The sequence below is a fragment of the Flavobacterium sp. J372 genome (assembly GCF_024699965.1).
Classification (GTDB): Bacteria; Bacteroidota; Bacteroidia; order Flavobacteriales; family Flavobacteriaceae; genus Flavobacterium.
Window position 1 is genome coordinate 1770627 of sequence record NZ_JAJOMZ010000004.1, and the last position, 18843, is coordinate 1789469.

The window sequence follows — 18843 nt, forward strand, 5'->3', positions numbered from 1 at the left end:
ATAAGGTTAACTTTGCATGAAACCCGCTACAAATGTATTTTTCGCTGATAATACCTATATACAATCGCCCTGAAGAGATAGACGAGCTTCTTGTAAGCCTTTCAAAACAAGATTACACAAAGGCATTTGAAGTTGTAATAATTGAAGATGGCTCGTCAATAACATGTAAGCATATATGTAGTAAATATGCTGAGCATCTCACAATATCATATTATTATAAGCCAAATTCGGGCCCGGGCGATTCACGCAATTACGGCATGAAAAAAGCACAGGGAGACTATTTTATAATCTTAGATTCAGATTGTATAATTCCGCCAGGATATCTTTCCTCTGTATCCCGAAGGCTCAGCACACAGTATACTGATTGTTTTGGCGGGCCTGATGCCGCGCTAGATTCTTTCAGCGATGTTCAAAAAGCTATCAATTTTACCATGACGTCTTTTTGACTACCGGTGGCGTTAGGGGTAAATCAGAAAATATCGGTAAGTTTCAGCCGCGGAGTTTTAATATGGGCTTATCTAAAAAGGCGTTTGAAGCAACAGGCGGTTTTGGTGATATACATCCCGGAGAAGACCCTGATCTTACCTTACGGCTTTGGGATATGGGCTATACTACAAAGTTGTTCCCTGAATGCTATGTATACCATAAACGCCGTATAGACTGGCAAAAATTTTATAAGCAGGTAAATAAATTTGGCAAAGCAAGGCCAATATTAGATTACTGGCATCCTAAATATAAGAAGGCAACCTTTCTGTTCCCATCATTGTTTATCTTAGGCTTTGTGTTTTCTCTTCTACTGTTTCTGTTTGGTGTAAGCATATTTTTGTGTCTTTACATAGTGTATTTGCTTGCTATCTTTATGGTAGCTGCCGTAACAAACAAAAGCATTAAAATAGGGTTATTATCTGTAATTGCTATAACTATACAGTTTTACGGCTATGGTACAGGTTATATAGAGTCTTTTATTAAGGTGCATTTAATGCGAAGCAAACCTGAATTAGCTTTCCCTGAATTATTTTTTAAGCAATGACAAATATAATAGGCCTTACAGGCGGCATAGGAAGCGGAAAAAGCACAATTGCTGAATACTTTGCATCATTGGGTGTACCTGTTTACATTGCTGATGATGAAGCAAAAAAAATACTCTATACACCTGAAGTTTCGTCAGAAATAAAAAAGGCATTTGGGGATGCTGCTTTAACTAATGGAATACCTGACAGAAAGAAGATTGCGCAAATTGTATTTAATGATCCTGAAAAATTAAAAATATTAAATAGCATTATTCACCCAAAAGTTAGTATGCACTTTAAGGATTGGGTACACAATAATTCATCGGCAAAGTTTGTTATAAAAGAAGCGGCCATACTTTTTGAAAGCGGCAGCTATAAGGATTGTGATGAAATTATCCTTGTGACAGCGCCGGTGGAAGAGAGGATATTACGTGTAATGAAGCGGGATAACATCACCCGTCACCAGGTTTTTGAAAGGATGAAAAACCAATGGAGTGATGACCAGAAAGCTGTTTTAAGCAATTATATAATTGATAATACGGAACTAGACTCTGCTAAGGCTCAGGCATACAGTATATTCAAACATTTAACGAGTAAAGATTTACAAGGCTGTTAATATTTGGTTAATACGTGAAGTCGTTAAATGTTAAAATGTTAAATTTGGAACGATGAATAAAACAAAGTTCCGATTGCTGGTGTTTTTTATGAGTTTGTCCCTGATTGGGATAATCCTTGTACAATTATACTGGGTAAATTCATCTTTAAAAAATAGTGATGAGCAGCTTAGATTTCACATCAGCCATATACTAAGTAATGTGAATGAAAGGCTGAATAATGAAGAAGCACAGGAATTCATCAGCCGGTACAACACTTTTAAAGATAGTGTAGGTGAGGGGCCTATAAGTGATTTTCTGGACTATTATAAAAAGCAAAACCGACAGCCTACACATATAATTTATTCTGATAATGTGCTTCAGGAGGATTATAGTGAACCGTTCTTTGAAAATGACATTGAAGGTGTCAGAAAAAAGGGTAGTGCCTATAAAAGCAAAAGTATTCCGAATGAAACAGCGATTAACAGGTATAAAGACCGTTTACAGCGTTTTGAATTTGAAACATATCTTGAAGAATACAGGTTGCTACTGCCAATAGAAAAACGTATAAGTGAAGAGAAGCTCAAGGCAATATTGAAGGACGAGCTGGAACAAAACGACGTGTTCACACCTTTTGAATTTGCGGTGTACAATAACGAGCTGCCTACCAAGATTAAGTCTGATAAATTTAAGCTTGACAAGGCGACAACTTATGATCAGGCTATTTTCAGCAATGGAGAAAAGGATTACCGATACCATTTAATGGTGAGTTTTCCTGAAAAGCAAACATTTCTGTTTTCGTCAATTGTACCAATAACATCGCTGTCACTGGTATTTACGCTGATAATAATAATAGCCTATCTCAGCGCTATAAGCCAGTTGGTGAAACAAAAGCAGATATCTGAGATTAAGACAGACTTTATCAATAATATGACGCACGAGTTCAAAACGCCTATTGCAACAATTAACCTGGCGCTTGACTCAATAAGAAACCCGAAAATATTTGAAGATAAAGAAAAAGTGCAGCGCTACCTGCAGATGATAAGGGATGAAAATAAGCGGATGCATGCTCAGGTAGAAAATGTATTGCAAATATCAAAACTAGATAAGAAGGAACTTGATATACCTAAAGAGCAGGCAGATATACATAAGATAATTGAAGATGCCGTTGAACATGTAAGACTAATAATTGAGGCAAGAGGTGGGACGCTTACAAGGCATTTTGAAGCCAGGCGGACAACAACGCTGCTTAATGATATGCACTTTACCAATGTGTTTGTAAACATACTGGACAATGCTATAAAATACTCACCTGATGAGCCGGTGATAGATATATATACTGAAAATGTGAAGGATTTTATCCTGATAAAAATAAAAGACCACGGAATGGGTATGAGTAAAGTTACCCTGAAGCGAATTTTTGAGAAATTTTACAGGGAGCATACAGGCGACCTGCATAACGTGAAAGGGCACGGCCTTGGCCTTGCATATGTAAAGAGGATTATTGATGACCACAATTGCAACATTTATGTTGAAAGCGAAAAAGGAAAAGGAAGTACATTCATAATTAAAATGCCACTAATAAATTAACTCAATATGGAAGAAACACACAAAAAGATTCTTTTGGTGGAAGACGACCCAAATTTTGGTGCCGTACTGAAAGATTACCTGCTAATTAATGATTTTGATGTAACGCTGGCCAAAAACGGGATGGAAGGTTTCGAAAAATTCAAGAAAGACAATTTTGATTTGTGCATTCTTGATGTAATGATGCCTTACAAAGACGGTTATACGCTTGCAAGGGAAATAAGGGAGAAAAATAAAGAAGTGCCTATTATCTTCCTTACTGCAAAATCTATGAAAGAAGATGTTTTGAAAGGTTATAAAGTTGGTGCAGACGACTATCTTAACAAGCCTTTTGACAGTGAGGTGCTATTGATGAAAATCAAGGCTATCATTCAGCGTAAGGCATCTGAGACAAAAACAGATAACTCTAAATTTGAATTTGAGATCGGGAAATTCCATCTTAATTCTAAGCTTAGGTTCCTGACATTTGAAAATGAAGAGCCTATAAAGCTTTCTCCGAAAGAGAATGAGCTTTTAAAAATGCTTGCGCTTCATGAAAACGACCTGATGCCAAGGGAGCTTGCCCTTACCAAAATATGGAGGGACGACAACTACTTCACATCACGAAGCATGGACGTTTATATTGCGAAACTAAGAAAATACCTAAAGCAGGATGAAGATGTAGAGATACTGAACATCCATGGTGAAGGCTTCAGGCTTGTTATCAAAAACAAGGTAACTGAAGAAAAGCAATAACAGGGGTGTTATTATAGATTTCTTTATCCGGGATTCTCCTTTACAGCCGTAAGGGAGAATCTTTTTTATTGCCATTCCAGTTGCAGGGCAAAGCAGGGCTTTTCACCCTGGCTTATTGTGTAGTATGAAGTATTGCTATTATTCCCACCTGTAATTACAACTTCATCACCAAGCTTAAGCTCTTTCATAAAATTCATATCAAAAGCTTTCAGCCCGCCTTTAAGCAATTTTTTTACATCTGTATGGTCAAGGCACCATTCAAGGTATTTTACATTGTTTGCATGGTTTACAATATCAAGATCGCTTAGCCTCACTATGCGTTCTTCAATAACCCTTGCATCACGGCCCAGCTGTACTTTTGCAAAAGGCTGCACGGTTGAGTGCATATCAGGATACTTTTCAAAATGCTCATGCGGCAACGCTAATCCTTCAGGCCGGCGGGTTTTTGTATTAAATACCGCCCAATAGGTAGATGATCCTGCAACTTTCCTGTCGCCAACATACATTTCAAGCGCACGGACAGAGCGCGAACCTTCAAGATCGTGAATCCAGGTTTTTACAGTTACAATATCACGCCATTTAGGTAAATCAATAACTTCTACGCGCATACGGCTTAGTACCCAAGCCTGGTCATAAAGCTGCATATCAGTAAAGCTAAGGCCGCCTAGTTCTGCATGGTAGCCAGCTGTTAACTGCAGTAGGTTACAAAGCTCAGTATGCTTCAGTAAACCATTCGGGGTGCATTGCAAAAAATTGATTTCCCAATCGCGGGTATAAATAGAGGTAAAATCTTTAGATATTGGCATTACAGCTTGCTTTCAATATAATTGATAATTTGAGATGGATGCATGGTGTAATCAAACCACATAGCACCTTCTGTTCGCTTAAACCAGGTCATCTGCCTTTTGGCAAAACGCCGTGTGTTCATTTTTATCGTTTCAATGGCTTCCGGTAACGAGATTTTTCCATCAAAATGATCAAATAGTTCCCTGTAGCCAACCGTTTGCAGTGCGTTAAGGTTTTTATGCGGATATAATGTTTTTGCTTCTTCAACCAGTCCTTCTTCTATCATTAGATCAACACGACGGTTGATGCGTTCATACATCATTTCCCTTCCAGCATCAAGGCCAATAATGATAGGAGTGAATTCCCGGCTTTGCTGCTTCTTCCCAAGAAATGAGGAGTAGGGCAGGCCGGTACCGATAGATACCTCAAGTGCTCGCATCAGGCGCTGCGGGTTCTCTTTTGCAACCTTTGCGTAATGTACAGGGTCAAGCCGCTCAAGTTCTTTCTGAAGATAGGTTATTCCTTCTGACTCATATCTTTCAATGATTTGTTCACGAATTTTAAGGTCAATATCAGGAAAATCATCAAAACCTTTCAGCACAGCATCTATATAAAGTCCTGATCCGCCTACCATAACCGCAAAATCATTTGCCTGAAAAAGCTTGGCGAGTTTAGCTAACGCTTCGCGTTCAAAATCACCAACGGTGTAGTTTTCAAATATACTCTTGTTTTGTATGAAATGATGGGGTGCTGCGGCCAGTTCTTCGTCGGAAGGTACCGCGGTTCCAATTTTCATCTCCTTAAAAAACTGCCTGCTGTCAGCCGATATGATTTCACATCCAAAATGTTTGGCAAGGGCAATTGCCATGGCAGTTTTGCCAATTGCAGTAGGGCCTATAACAGTTATAAGATATTTATTTTTACTCATTACTTCTTAAGCCGTGCTCCGCAATTATAGCAAAATTCGGCATCATCCCTATGATGTGCTGCTCCGCAGTTGCGGCACGCCTGTGTGTTGAGATGTACCTGTTTATCTTTCATAAATTCAGCTGTTACAAGTCCTGTCGGTACAGCAATGATGCCATAACCCAAAACCATAATTACAACTGAAACAAACTGACCTAACGGGGTTGCAGGGGTAATATCACCAAAGCCCACTGTTGTAAGCGTAACTATTGTCCAGTAAACACTTGTGGGGATGCTTGTAAAACCGTTTGACGGCCCTTCAATTATGTACATTATCGTTCCTAAAATGATGCACAATACTATAACGCTGAATAAAAAAACAGCAATTTTCACGCGGCTTCGGCGTAATGCAATCATCAGTTGGTTTGATGCCCCGACAAAATTTACAAGCTTCAATATCCTGAATATCCGGAGGAGGCGTATAGCCCGGACTGCAAGGAAAACACCTGAACCGGGGAAAAGCAGGCCAACATATTTTGGTATTGTGGCAAGAAAATCAATAATACCATAAAAGCTGAATATGTATGCCCAGGGTTTACGTACAGCAATAATACGGCCTATGTATTCCAGCGTAAAAAATATGGTTATAACCCACTCTACAACTTGTAGTTCATAGCCGTAAACTCTCCTCACCGACTCCACGCTTTCAAGCATCACGGCTAAAACGCTGATGAGAATAATTACCAGTAATGCCACATCAAACAGTTTACCGGCAGGTGTATCAGCCTCATAAATAATAGTATGGAGCCTTGCCCTGAAGGATTGCGGATTTTCAGGCTTAATTCTGGTCATACCTCAAAGTTACAAAATCTCTCAGAAGCGCAGTATCTTCAGGCCTTTCTTTTTAGCCATGTAAGCTTGTATTATCTTTCTGGCATCTTTGCTGTCATCCATCGGGGTGATGATGTTCTTCAGGATATCAAGTTTATGTACCTGGTAATTAAGGTTAAAAAAGGCGTAACCCTTGTAAATTCCGTTTTCAATTAGTACCGCACTGCGTTCATCAATTGTCCTGCCCCGGTCAATTATTACAATGCTGTTGCCGTAAAAGCTATTATTGGCAATGAAATCATTTACGCGGTTGTTGTATTCCTCAATTTCTTCACTACCGCCGCAGGCGCCATTGCAATTTCCCAGGCTGTAGCCAAAACAAAGGCCTTCGCCTGAAGCTTCCAGCCCGTTCAGTTTATTGCAGAGATTATACTTTTCAGTAATTTTTAAAAGTGAATTACGCGCCTCTGCAGGGCCTGCAAATACAGTGATTTCCTTTTTTCGGGCATCAGTTTTTTGTATTGACAGGCATAAATATCCGTCAGCATTTTTTGTGCAGTACAAAGCGTAAGGATAAATTGTTTTCTTTTGCGCGCGGTTATAAACAGGTTTGTTAGCTTTTATTTCCTGGCATTCTTTTAGTAAAGCAATGAGTTCGCTGCCGGTTTCTTCATATTGCACAGAAAATGCCTGTCGCTGAATCTTCTTTGATTTTGAGGATGCACCTGTAAAATGCTGGTTGAGCCGTTTTTTGATGTTCCTGCTTTTGCCCAGGTAGATAAGGCTGCCATCTTCTTTATAGATATAATAAAGCCCGGTAACCGATGGTACGCTGTTAAGCATATCGGTAAGTTTTAAGGCCAGGCCTTTTTTACCTTCGGTTTTTATAAGTTGTTTCAGAATTTCCTTCTCAACATCTTTGGCAAGCAGCAATTTAAATAACTGCACTGTTGCCAGTGCATCGCCTGTAGCACGGTGCCTGTCGCTCATGGGTATCCCTAACGCACGCACGAGTTTGCCAAGGCTATGCGAAGGCTGTTCCGGTAAAAGTTTCTGTGAAAGTTCTACAGTGCAAAGAGATTGTCGTTCAAATGTGTAGCCAAGCCGTTCAAACTCTGTACGCAGCACACGGTAATCAAATCCGGCGTTATGAGCTACAAGCACGCAACCTTCGGTAATCTCGACAATACGCTTTGCAACTTCGTAAAACTTAGGCGCGCTGCGCAGCATGGCATTATTAATGCCTGTAAGTTTCACTACAAAAGGCTGTATGGGCTTTTCAGGATTTATCAGGCTAATGAACTGGTCAACCACCTCATGCCCGTCATATTTATAGATTGCAATCTCGGTAATCCCCTCTTCATTATACTGCCCTCCCGTAGTCTCTATATCAAGTATTGCGTACAAAAAACAATTTTAAAGTTTAAAGTTGTAAAGTTAAGCGTTTAGCATGCAGCTTACAAATTGAAGAATGAACAAATCAACAAATTAACGTGTCCCGAAAATACTGCTGCCGATGCGTACCATAGTACTGCCGCATTCAATAGCCAGCCGGTAATCGCCGCTCATGCCCATACTTAACGTTTTAGGTTTTAGGTTTAAAGTTTGAGGTTGCTGCCTGACTTCTTCAAATATAGATTTTAAGTGCATAAACTCCCGCTTAACCTGCTGCATATCTTCAGTAAATGTTGCCATTCCCATAAGCCCGGTAACATTTATGTTTTCCATAGCATTAAATTCTTCCGAGGCCAACAGTGCATACAGCTCATTTTCATCAAGTCCAAATTTAGTGTCTTCTTCCGCTATGTGCACCTGCAGTAAACAATTGATTATCTTACGATAACGCTGCCCCTGCCGGTTTATTTCAGTAAGGAGCTTCAGGCTGTCAACACTATGTATAAGAGAAACATAAGGGGCGATGTACTTTACTTTGTTAGTCTGCAAATGCCCGATCATGTGCCATTCAGTATCTTTTGGCATCTGTTCCCATTTTTGGGTCATTTCCTGTACTTTGTTCTCACCGAAAAAACGTTGGCCGGCATTGTAGGCTTCCATCAGGTCATCTACAGGCCAGGTTTTGCTCACCGCCACAAGTGTTACATTTGATGGGAGTGAGGCTTTTATTTCGAGTAGGTTATTTTGTATTGACATAATTTGAGTCTATAAAGTCATAAAGTCGAAAGTTCTATAACCGATGCTCGAGCAGTCGAAAAGTCGAGTGGTCGGAATCAAATCTCATACACTACCAATCCGCTCCTGAATTTCGGTTCTATGTATGTACTTTTTGGAGGCATAATGAGTTTATTTTCTGCCAGTTCTATAATTTCATTTATAGCGACAGGGTAAAGCATAAAACCTACTTTAAATTCGCCGTTATCTATAGCTTCCTTAATTTCGGTAACGGGTTTTGTACCAGGTATGTATTCAATGCGCTCATCGGTGCGGAGGTCTCCAATGCCAAGCAACGGGTGCAACACCTTCTCATAAAGTATCTGTGCATCAAGCCTGTCAAGCACCGAACCTTCAGGCTTTTGCTTGAGTTGTAGCGAGTAGAAATCGTCATCAAGGTACATCCCGAACGATCCTTTCTTTTCAGGCTTCCATAAATGGAGGCCTTTGTTTTCAACGATAAAATCTTTATCGAGAACTTTCAGGAACACTTGTTTAGACAAACCATTGAGGTCATGCACCACACGATTATACTCGTAAATATGAAGGTCGTTTTCTGAAATCAGAAAGCTCATAAAGTAGCTAAGATGCTCATTTCCCGTGGCTTTATCTTCTTCATACAGCATATCTGCTGAAGCCGACCTGTGATGACCATCTGCAATGTAAAGGCTGGGCATTGCCGCAAATTCCTGCTGAAGCCACTCAATATCTTCATCGCTACTAATACGCCAAAATGAGTGCCTGTCTTTATTTGTTGTCGCAAAAAGAACAGGGGAGGGTTTGCTTTATAGGCGGACTTCCAGTCTTCAAGGGCTTTGTTTTCAGGGTATGTAATCAACACAGGCTCAGTGTTAAAGCCAGTCTGGTGCAGGTAATCCTTAAAAAGCTCTACGCGGTATTGCAGCGTGTCTTCGTGTTTTTTGATGACGTCGTTGCGGTAATCTTCAATAGATGTTGCCGCAATTAATCCGGTAAAAGTCTGATTACCACGTTTTATTTCATAAAGGTAGAAGGCGGGTTTCTCATCCTGCTCCAATATTTGCTGTTCCCTGAATTCGAGGTATTTTGATTTTACAAGCCTGAACCTTTTTTCGTTCGTCGATTTCTGTAAATTCATGTACAGCGGATTCAGCACGTGCAGAAACGCATATGGGTTATAATCAAGCTGTGCCGCCAGTTCGGCAGCGCTGTATTCTTCATACGGGCGCGAAGTAACAAGGCTAACCTTATCGGCACCCGGCAGCACAGCTTTAAATGGAATTATGTTAGCCAAAGAAAATTTGTTTTAAGGTTTAAAGTTTAAAGTTATGCTGCACGCAGTAAAAGAGCAGCGTGCAGTGTTTAACATTTACTTAACAAACATCTTTGCTACTTTCTCAGCTTTCTTACTTTCGGTATAATCATAAAAACCTTCACCAGATTTCACACCCAATTTTCCGGCCTGAACCATATTTACCAAAAGCGGGCAAGGAGCATATTTCGGGTTTTTGAATCCGTCATACATCACATGCAAAATCGAAAGGCAAACATCAAGCCCGATGAAGTCGGCAAGCTGTAGTGGACCCATTGGGTGTGCCATGCCCAGTTTCATTACAGTGTCAATTTCATAAACGCCGGCAACACCGTTATAAAGTGTTTCAATGGCTTCGTTTATCATCGGCATCAATATGCGGTTGGCCACAAAACCGGGATAATCATTCACCTCAACCGGTACTTTGCCCAGTTGTTCGCTCAGCTTCATAATGGTTTCGGTAACGGCATCAGTTGTATTATACCCGCGAATGATCTCAACCAATTTCATAATCGGCACCGGGTTCATAAAATGCATCCCGATAACGTTGTCCTGGCGTTTAGTAACCGCAGCAATCTGAGTGATTGAAATTGATGAAGTATTTGTTGCCAAAATCGTCTTCTCATCGCAAACTTCATCCAGTTGGCGGAATATCTTCAATTTCAGGTCAACGTTTTCAGTCGCGGCTTCTACTACCAGGTCAACATTTACCACGCCATCGGCAATGTCTGTATAAGTAATGATGTTGCCAATTGTTTTGGCCTTGTCATCTTCGGTGATAGTACCCTTCGCTACCATCCTGTCAAGGTTTCCGGCAATGGTAGCCATTCCTTTGTCCAATGATTTTTCTGAAATGTCAATCATCCTTACGCTGAAACCGCTTTGCGCAAAGGTGTGGGCAATTCCGTTACCCATTGTGCCTGCCCCAATTACTGCAATGTTCTTCATTTTATGTCTGTTAGTTTGTTTTTATTTCGCTTTGAGTTTCAATCTCTTTCACAATCGTCTCTTCTTCAGGCGTAAGCTGTATAGAATTATTGGTAAGCCAGAATTTATCTTTGTAGTTAGTCCCTGCCTCATAAAGCGATTTGTAGCCGAACTTTTTTTCATGGTAAAATTTGAAGGATCGGGTGTAAAATTTGTCACAATCATATCGCTTTTTACCCTGTAAACATTATTAACGCTGCCATTATCGGTCCAGATATGCATATTGCCGAATAAGGCAGAATGTGAGAGCATATAATGCCCGTCAACCACTTTAAAGGCCTGCTGGTAAGTGTAGCTCTCAAGGCGACCTCTCGCAAAAATGAAATTTCTTATCCGCGCAAATTTCCGCAACGGAGCAGCCATGGTAGCTTCAATGTTCAGGATACGTTTTTTGGCAGGGTCATAAACAATTATGCCTTCATAAAGGGCCTTTTCTACATTTGGTTTGGGGCTGAAAAAAATGGTTTCGGTAACTTCGCCGCTTTTTGTTTTTTGCGATTTTACAAGAAATTCATAATGCTTGTAGTTTTTATTACCGTCGAAAATACGATCGATTACATCAAAATTACAAGCCATGTTTACCGCCTCCCGAACATCTGCCGGTACAATGCGTACAGCAGCCTCTTCTTCAGATTCAGGGAAACTCACGGCACGGCTTTGTGTTACTACCATGTCTGATGTAATTGAAGATTTACCCTTTGAAAGATGAAAATCAATCAACGCATCAGAGAACTTTATATACTTTTTGTTCATGTTTATGAACTCCCGGTAATAGGCCGTCAGCAGAAGGGGTGATTTCATCTGTGCTATAGAGCTCTTCATCAAAGCTTCAATATGGTTTTTCATTGGCGTATTCATCACAATCACCTCATCAAGAATGAAGTCTTCCTGCTCCATGTAAAAAACTCCATCTTTTGGCAATTGTGTTACCGAGATGAACAGCGGTGAATAACCTATATGTTCCAATACAATCTGCCTGGTATCTGAAGGATAAGTCAGCGTAAAAGCACCTGCGTCATTAGTGAGCGTTACGTGCCTGCCGTCTTCGGTGCTGACAGTAACATGCGATACAGGCTTATCCGACTTATCTTTAATTATGCCTTTCAGTAAAGATTGCGCGGTTGCAAAATTTATACTGAAAATCACAAATAAGCAGGCAAAGAGTTGTTTCATGCTTTTGTACTAGTTTGGTTATAGCTTGCAATAATATCATAAGCAATACGCAATGCTTCCGTACCGTCTTCAAGGGTCACAATCGGGGTGGTGTTGTTATTGATGGCATCGGCAAAGGTTTCTAACTCGTCAAGTATAGCGTTATTAAGATGCACATCAGGATTGTCAAAGTATATCTGCTTTTTCACGCCCTCGGCATTTTGCAGGATCATATCAAAGTCCCCGGGTACTTCCGGCGCATCCTTCATCTTTACCACTTCACATATTTTGTCAAGGAAGTCGACGGAGATATAGGCATCCTTCTGGAAGAATCGCGACTTGCGCATGTTCTTCATCGATATCCGGCTCGAAGTAAGGTTGGCAACGCAGCCGTTTTCAAACTCAATGCGGGCATTGGCAATATCCGGTGTTTCGCTTATTACCGATACCCCGCTTGCATTGATGCTCTTCACGGGCGACTTCACCACGCTGCATATCACGTCAATATCGTGTATCATCAGGTCAAGCACCACAGGCACATCAGTCCCGCGCGGATTGAATTCCGCCAGCCTGTGCGTCTCTATGAACATTGGGTTCACAATCATGTCTTTGGTGGCAATGAAAGCGGGGTTAAAGCGCTCTACGTGGCCTACCTGTCCTTTTACATTATATTCTTTGGCAAGGCGTATAATCTCTTCAGCTTCTTCAACGGTATTGGCAATCGGCTTCTCCAGGAAAACATGCTTACCGGCCTGTATAGCTTCTTTAGCGCAGTCAAAATGGCTTAGGGTAGGTGTTACTATATCTACAACATCAACGGCTGCTATAAGCTCACTAATGGTGTCAAATTTTCTGTAGCCGAACTCTGCAGCAACCTTATCGGCATTATCGCTGTTAGGGTCATAAAATCCGGTAAGTTCGTATTTGTCAGACTGGTTTAGTAACCTTAAATGTATCTTGCCAAGGTGGCCTGCACCCAAAACTCCTACTTTGAGCATAAAGTTTATATTTTGATAACAAAAATAGCATTATTTGTACTTAATCCGCAAAATGCTGAAAGTAAAATGCTAACAATGAATACGAATTTTTTCTTAGGATTTATATAGGAAAACACCTGCCGTTTTATAAATTTGCGTTGATACAACAAGCAGAATTTGTTTTGAAAGATACCGCCAAACACCAGGGATTACGCAACCAGCTCGCATCTGTACTGGAACAGAAGGGCATAACCGATAAAAATGTGCTTGAAGCCATTAAGAAGGTGCCTCGCCATTTGTTTCTGAACTCATCTTTTGAAGATTATGCCTATCAGGATAAAGCTTTCCCTATAGGTGCTGGGCAAACCATCTCACAGCCCTACACAGTAGCCTTTCAGAGCCAATTGCTCGAAGTGCAAAAAGACCATAAAGTCTTGGAAATTGGTACAGGCTCGGGTTACCAGACTGCGGTTTTATGCGCGATGGGTGCGAAAGTATATAGCATTGAAAGGCAGAATGAACTTTTTAAAACAACATCATTGTTACTGCCAAAACTTGGCATCAGGCCGAAGCATCTCTCTTTTGGTGATGGTTATAAGGGCTTACCGAATTATGGCCCGTTTGACAGCATTATTGTAACTGCAGGTGCGCCGCTCATTCCCAAACCATTGATGTCGCAATTGAAAGTAGGAGGCAGGCTTGTGATTCCCGTGGGCGAAGACCCGCAAATCATGACGCTGCTTATTCGTAAGAACGAAACCCAGTTTGAAAAGCATGAGTTTGGCGAATTCCGCTTTGTGCCGTTGCTGGAGGATAAAAACTAGTACTTAATATAACACGCGCCAATTCAGAGCGGATTGAAGCTCTCACACTGGGCTTTTCGAGGTGCAATATTGAGTTTGCATTTTGATTATAAAGGGCTTTGATAAGCTCAGCCTGACTGGACGTTATAAACTATACTGAAATTTTGTTTTTCGCCACCTCCGCATCAATATCACTATGCGATGCGCTGTAAACGGGCTGTCCGTCTACTAATATAATTAGCTGAGGCGACTGGTGCATTACACCAAAGCGTGAAGCAATTTCATTGGAGATATCCCTGTGTTCCAATAAGTCTAAGTAATAAGGTTTTGCTTCAGCTATATCAATTGAGTAATCTTTTTCAAAATTTTTCAACGCCATACGGCTTATTGCGCAGCGCGTGCTGTGCTTAAAGATAAGCACCGGCTGCACTGCCGACTCTTCTTTTATCTCGTCAAGCTGCTTCATATGGGTTAAGTCATTCCACTTAATCATACTTTCTGCAGCATTATCACTGTCATTATTTCCGAAAATATCTTTAAAAAAGCCCATATTTTATATGATTTAAGACATTTTGTCCGTAACTTAGGTCAAAACGTCTGATTAATTTTATTGGAATATAAATTGAACGTTGGTCTTCAAATTTAAAAAATTACTACTATGAACTTTGCCAATTTTACCATAAAATCACAGGAAGCCATACAGAGGGCGCAGCAGATTGCGCAGAACTTCCAGAACCAGCAGATAGAGAACGAGCACATCATGAAAGCCATCCTTGAGGTGGATGAGAATGTGACGCCTTTTATCCTGAAGAAACTGAATGTAAACATAGGCCTGTACCAACAGGTTCTTGACAGTACCATTCAAAGCTTCCCGAAAGTTTCGGGTGGCGAAATGGGTATATCCCGCGATGCCTCAACAGCGCTCAATGAAGCCGGCAACATTGCCCGTAAGATGAACGATGAGTTCGTTTCGATTGAACATTTATTGCTGGCCATCTTCGGCACAAAGAGCAAGGCCGCCCAGATACTCAAAGACCAGGGCGTGACCGAAAAGGCCCTTAAGGCAGCAATTGACGAACTGCGCAAAGGCGAAAGGGTAACCTCTGCCAGCGCCGAAGAAACGTATAACTCTCTAAACAAATATGCCAAAAACCTAAACCAGCTGGCCAATGATGGCAAGCTTGACCCGGTTATAGGCCGAGATGAAGAAATACGCCGCGTGCTGCAGATACTATCGCGCCGCACCAAAAACAACCCTATGCTTATTGGTGAGCCGGGTGTGGGTAAAACCGCTATTGCGGAAGGGCTGGCACACAGGATAATCCAGGGAGACGTGCCGGAGAATCTTAAAGACAAAGTCGTGTACTCGCTAGATATGGGCGCGCTTATTGCCGGTGCAAAATACAAAGGTGAGTTTGAGGAAAGGCTGAAATCGGTTGTGAAGGAAGTGACTTCTGCCGAGGGTGATATCGTACTTTTCATTGATGAGATACATACACTTGTAGGCGCTGGCGGCGGAGATGGAGCTATGGATGCTGCCAACATCCTGAAACCTGCACTGGCAAGAGGCGAACTGCGTGCCATAGGCGCGACAACGCTTGATGAGTATCAAAAATATTTTGAGAAGGATAAAGCGCTGGAACGCCGTTTCCAAAAAGTGAATGTAGACGAGCCTGATACGGAGAGTGCGATTTCCATTCTTCGTGGTATTAAGGAAAAATATGAGACCCACCACCAGGTACGTATAAAAGACGATGCCATCATTGCGGCAGTAGAGCTTTCACAGCGCTACATTACCAACCGTTTCCTTCCGGATAAGGCAATAGACTTAATGGACGAGGCGGCTTCTAAACTGCGTATGGAAATCAACTCCAAACCGGAAGAGCTTGACGTTCTTGACCGTAAAATCATGCAGCTGGAGATTGAAATCGAAGCTATTAAGCGCGAAAATGATGAGGTAAAGCTTAAGTCGCTCGGGCTGGAGCTGGCCAACCTGAAAGAAGAGCGCAACGAAATATTCGCCCGCTGGAAAAGCGAAAAAGATGTGGTAGATAACATTCAGGCTACAAAAACGGAAATTGAGAATTATAAGCTTGAAGCTGAACGTGCCGAGCGCGACGGCGACTATGGCAAGGTAGCCGAACTCCGTTACGGGAAAATAAAAGAAGCCCAGGAAAAGCTTGATAATATGCAAAAACAATTGCATGAGAATCAGCAGGGGCACAGTCTAATAAAAGAAGAGGTGACCCATGAAGATATTGCGGAAGTTGTTGCCAAATGGACAGGCATACCGGTAACCAAAATGCTGCAGGGTGAGCGTGAAAAGCTGCTCCGCCTTGAAGATGAACTTCATAAGCGAGTTGTAGGCCAGGAAGAAGCTATACAAGCCGTTAGCGACGCCGTTCGCCGCAGCCGTGCCGGCCTTCAGGACAGGAAGAAGCCTATTGGGTCGTTCCTGTTCCTCGGTACAACCGGTGTGGGTAAGACAGAGCTTGCAAAAGCTTTGGCGTCCTACCTGTTTGATGATGAAAATGCCATGACCCGTATAGATATGAGTGAATACCAGGAGCGCCATAGCGTTAGCCGTCTCGTAGGTGCGCCTCCGGGATATGTAGGTTATGATGAAGGCGGCCAGCTTACCGAGGCCGTTCGTAGGAAACCTTATAGTGTAGTGCTGCTTGATGAGATTGAAAAAGCCCATCCGGACACCTTCAATATTTTGCTACAGGTGCTTGATGAAGGCCGATTAACTGATAATAAGGGCCGCCTGGCTGACTTCAAGAATACCATTATCATCATGACATCAAACATGGGCAGCAGTGTAATACAGGAGAAATTTGTGACCTATAAAGGCGATATGGAAAGGGCGATTGAATCTGCCAAGAATGATGTGCTTGGATTACTGAAGCAAACTGTGAGGCCGGAGTTCATCAACAGGATTGATGATATTGTGATGTTTACGCCGTTGAGCAATGAAAATATCAGGGAGATTGTTGGCCTGCAGCTTAAATCGGTTACAAAATTACTTGCACAGCAAAATATAACGCTTGACGCCACACCTGAGGCGCTGGATTACCTTTCTAAAAAAGGTTACGATGCAGACTTTGGTGCGCGTCCGGTAAAGCGTGTTATACAGAAAGAAGTGATGAACGAGCTTTCTAAAAAGATACTTTCAGGTGAAGTAACAACTGACAGCATCATTCTGCTCGACAGCTTTGACGGCCACCTGGTTTTCCGCAACCAGACAGATCTGGTGCAGAATTAAGAATTCAGATTACTATAAACAGAAAGAGTCCGCACATCGCGGACTCTTTCATTACAAGCGCTTGTACTTAACGGGCGCTTTTGTATTGGTAGTATTGCCTTATCGTCATTACATCTTTATAAACGCTTTTACGTTTCAGGTTAATAAAATAAACTATACCTGCAACCGCAAGGCACGATAATACGAAGATAAACAATGTGTTGATGAGGTAAGCGCTGAATGATATATTGTCAAAAATAAAATCATTAAACAATAGGTAGCCGCCCAGCATCAGCGCAAATGCGAACAAGAAGAGGTATATAAGTTTCATACGCATAATTTTTTGGTTGGACTTTAGCCTGAGATTCATGTTGCTAATTTCAGCAGAAAAAAGTTTTTGTAAATGCACTTTGTGAAAGAATAACTTTTGATTAGCATTTCATTTGTAGGGAATTTTTTGCAGGCTGTTTTGACTCGCCTGCAAATACTGATAGTTGCAAAACAGGTCATTTTTAAATCACAGGTAATTATACTATTTAATCTGTCCCTCTGTTAAATATTTTTAAAACATGCAGGCTTTTCCTTCAATTAGGCAGAAATTTGTGGTAATCTTACTAAAATCATAACCTATGAACTTAAAACGTACCTTCGGAGCCATCCTTACAATTTTAGGAATAATCGGCCTTATCTATGCCGCCTTCATCTTTGCAGGCTCAACAGCAAACCAGTCTATGAGGACAGCGATAATTTATGGGGTGCTCGGCATCATTTTCTTTATCTCGGGGATAGGCCTTGTTAAACGTACAAAGGATGAAGCGTAACGCATTACATTCAGCAGGGATATTTTTTGCGTTGTTTACTTTTATCCTGTTTGCTTCATGCTCTTCAGGCAAGCCTGCCCATGCCATATTTAACAGTAAAAAAGGTGAACAGCGTTACCTTGCGGCTTATAATAATACGCTTAAAAAATGGCCTGTTCCCTTTGAAGAACGAGATATACAAGCCAAATATGGTACAGCCCATGTAATCATCTCGGGGCCAAAAGACGGACAGCCGTTAGTGCTTATGCACGGCATGGATGCCAGCAGCACCATGTGGTATCCCAACATAAAATCATATACCGGGCAGTACAGGGTATATGCCATTGATTACCTGCTTGAACCGGGCAAATCTGTATTGAAAGACAAACGCCCTAACACTGATGAGATAGTAGAATGGTATGCGGAGGTGATGGATAAATTAGGCCTTGGAGATATCTATCTTTTAGGGACATCCCGTGGCGGATGGACAGCCACAAATTTTGCCACACACAAGCCCGAGCGCGTAAAAAAACTGGCATTGCTGAGTCCGGTACAGGTTTTTGGGTTGATGGAGATGAATACGAAAATGCGTAAAGCGGTAAGCTTTAAATTCTTCCCGAACAGGAGGCGGATGCGCAAAGCAGTAGATGCTATGTCGCACAGGCCTGAAAGGGTTGATGAGGTATTTAAAGAACAGCTTTATCTGGCAACAGAATATTCAAAAACCACGTTTGACATGCTCGAAATGGCGCCATTTAAAGATGATGTAAAACTTCTGACTATGCCAACACTGGTTTTAGTTGGTGACCATGATGTATTGTGCAGCCCTGATATACTGAAAGAGGCTACCGAAAAAGTACCGAATATTACTGCGGGTACGGTAGAGGAAGCAGGGCACTTTCTGACTATTGACCAGCAGGAGGAAGTAGACAAAAGAGTAATGGAATTCTTCGCCGGAAACAAATAATTGAA

Annotated in this window: 17 protein-coding genes and 2 pseudogenes; 8 read left to right on the plus strand and 11 right to left on the minus strand. The window is 41.5% G+C overall.

The features are described 5' to 3' along the window. The first annotated feature begins 32 nt into the window (after positions 1-32). From LRS05_RS08725 to LRS05_RS08740, 4 genes and pseudogenes are all read left to right on the plus strand, one after another. A pseudogene (locus LRS05_RS08725) lies at positions 33-1030 on the plus strand (glycosyltransferase family 2 protein). Then, positions 1027-1626, plus strand: coding sequence for a dephospho-CoA kinase (gene coaE / locus LRS05_RS08730; protein ID WP_257867969.1), 600 nt, complete (start codon positions 1027-1029; stop codon positions 1624-1626). Before LRS05_RS08725 ends, coaE begins: the two are co-directional and overlap by 4 nt. A gap of 52 nt (positions 1627-1678) precedes the next feature. Continuing rightward, positions 1679-3193, plus strand: a complete 1515-nt coding sequence (locus LRS05_RS08735; protein WP_257867970.1) for a sensor histidine kinase KdpD — start codon at positions 1679-1681, stop codon at positions 3191-3193. 6 nt (positions 3194-3199) lie between these two features. Then, positions 3200-3925: a response regulator transcription factor gene (locus tag LRS05_RS08740; protein WP_257867971.1), complete on the plus strand. Its 726-nt coding sequence runs from the start codon at positions 3200-3202 to the stop codon at positions 3923-3925. Positions 3926-3990: 65 nt separating this feature from the next. On the opposite strand, the gene LRS05_RS08745 is transcribed toward LRS05_RS08740, so the two are convergent. The 9 genes and pseudogenes from LRS05_RS08745 to LRS05_RS08785 form a co-directional block, all read right to left on the minus strand. After that, on the minus strand, positions 3991-4731 hold the full coding sequence (locus LRS05_RS08745) for an acyl-[acyl-carrier-protein] thioesterase (RefSeq protein WP_257867972.1): 741 nt from the start codon (positions 4729-4731) through the stop codon (positions 3991-3993). Continuing rightward, positions 4731-5639 (minus strand): tRNA (adenosine(37)-N6)-dimethylallyltransferase MiaA, encoded by a 909-nt coding sequence (miaA, locus tag LRS05_RS08750; RefSeq protein ID WP_257867973.1) that lies wholly within the window; start codon positions 5637-5639, stop codon positions 4731-4733. The genes LRS05_RS08745 and miaA overlap by 1 nt, the downstream gene beginning before the upstream one ends. Further along, positions 5639-6469 (minus strand): ion transporter, encoded by an 831-nt coding sequence (locus LRS05_RS08755; protein ID WP_257867974.1) that lies wholly within the window; start codon positions 6467-6469, stop codon positions 5639-5641. Before LRS05_RS08755 ends, miaA begins: the two co-directional genes overlap by 1 nt. Before the next feature lie 21 nt (positions 6470-6490). Beyond that, positions 6491-7855, minus strand: a complete 1365-nt coding sequence (locus tag LRS05_RS08760; RefSeq protein WP_257867975.1) for an exonuclease domain-containing protein — start codon at positions 7853-7855, stop codon at positions 6491-6493. Positions 7856-7936: 81 nt separating this feature from the next. Then, complete coding sequence (locus LRS05_RS08765) at positions 7937-8599, minus strand: YggS family pyridoxal phosphate-dependent enzyme (RefSeq protein WP_257867976.1); 663 nt, start codon at positions 8597-8599, stop codon at positions 7937-7939. A gap of 77 nt (positions 8600-8676) precedes the next feature. After that, a pseudogene (locus LRS05_RS17630) lies at positions 8677-9863 on the minus strand (DUF1015 domain-containing protein). 102 nt (positions 9864-9965) lie between these two features. Further along, positions 9966-10856, minus strand: coding sequence for a 3-hydroxyacyl-CoA dehydrogenase family protein (locus tag LRS05_RS08775; RefSeq protein WP_257867977.1), 891 nt, complete (start codon positions 10854-10856; stop codon positions 9966-9968). Positions 10857-10904: 48 nt separating this feature from the next. Beyond that, a complete protein-coding gene (locus tag LRS05_RS08780) occupies positions 10905-12068 on the minus strand; it encodes a carboxypeptidase-like regulatory domain-containing protein (protein ID WP_257867978.1) in 1164 nt (387 codons plus the stop codon). Beyond that, a complete protein-coding gene (locus LRS05_RS08785) occupies positions 12065-13045 on the minus strand; it encodes a Gfo/Idh/MocA family protein (RefSeq protein WP_257867979.1) in 981 nt (326 codons plus the stop codon). The genes LRS05_RS08780 and LRS05_RS08785 overlap by 4 nt, the downstream gene beginning before the upstream one ends. A 161-nt stretch (positions 13046-13206) precedes the next feature. Between LRS05_RS08785 and LRS05_RS08790 the strand changes: the two genes are divergently transcribed. After that, complete coding sequence (locus tag LRS05_RS08790; protein WP_257869255.1) at positions 13207-13848, plus strand: protein-L-isoaspartate(D-aspartate) O-methyltransferase; 642 nt, start codon at positions 13207-13209, stop codon at positions 13846-13848. Between the two features lie 130 nt (positions 13849-13978). Here the strand turns inward: LRS05_RS08790 and ytxJ are convergent, their stop codons facing one another. Beyond that, on the minus strand, positions 13979-14377 hold the full coding sequence (ytxJ, locus tag LRS05_RS08795) for a bacillithiol system redox-active protein YtxJ (RefSeq protein ID WP_257867980.1): 399 nt from the start codon (positions 14375-14377) through the stop codon (positions 13979-13981). 108 nt (positions 14378-14485) lie between these two features. Here ytxJ and clpB point away from each other — a divergent pair, with 108 nt between their 5' ends. Continuing rightward, positions 14486-17092: an ATP-dependent chaperone ClpB gene (gene clpB, locus LRS05_RS08800; protein ID WP_257867981.1), complete on the plus strand. Its 2607-nt coding sequence runs from the start codon at positions 14486-14488 to the stop codon at positions 17090-17092. 67 nt (positions 17093-17159) lie between these two features. Here the strand turns inward: clpB and LRS05_RS08805 are convergent, their stop codons facing one another. Continuing rightward, complete coding sequence (locus LRS05_RS08805; RefSeq protein WP_257867982.1) at positions 17160-17402, minus strand: hypothetical protein; 243 nt, start codon at positions 17400-17402, stop codon at positions 17160-17162. Between the two features lie 298 nt (positions 17403-17700). Here LRS05_RS08805 and LRS05_RS08810 point away from each other — a divergent pair, with 298 nt between their 5' ends. Together LRS05_RS08810 and LRS05_RS08815 are read left to right on the plus strand one after the other, a co-directional pair. Beyond that, positions 17701-17892: a hypothetical protein gene (locus LRS05_RS08810; protein WP_257867983.1), complete on the plus strand. Its 192-nt coding sequence runs from the start codon at positions 17701-17703 to the stop codon at positions 17890-17892. Beyond that, a complete protein-coding gene (locus LRS05_RS08815) occupies positions 17882-18838 on the plus strand; it encodes an alpha/beta fold hydrolase (RefSeq protein WP_257867984.1) in 957 nt (318 codons plus the stop codon). Before LRS05_RS08810 ends, LRS05_RS08815 begins: the two co-directional genes overlap by 11 nt. Positions 18839-18843 lie beyond the last annotated feature (5 nt).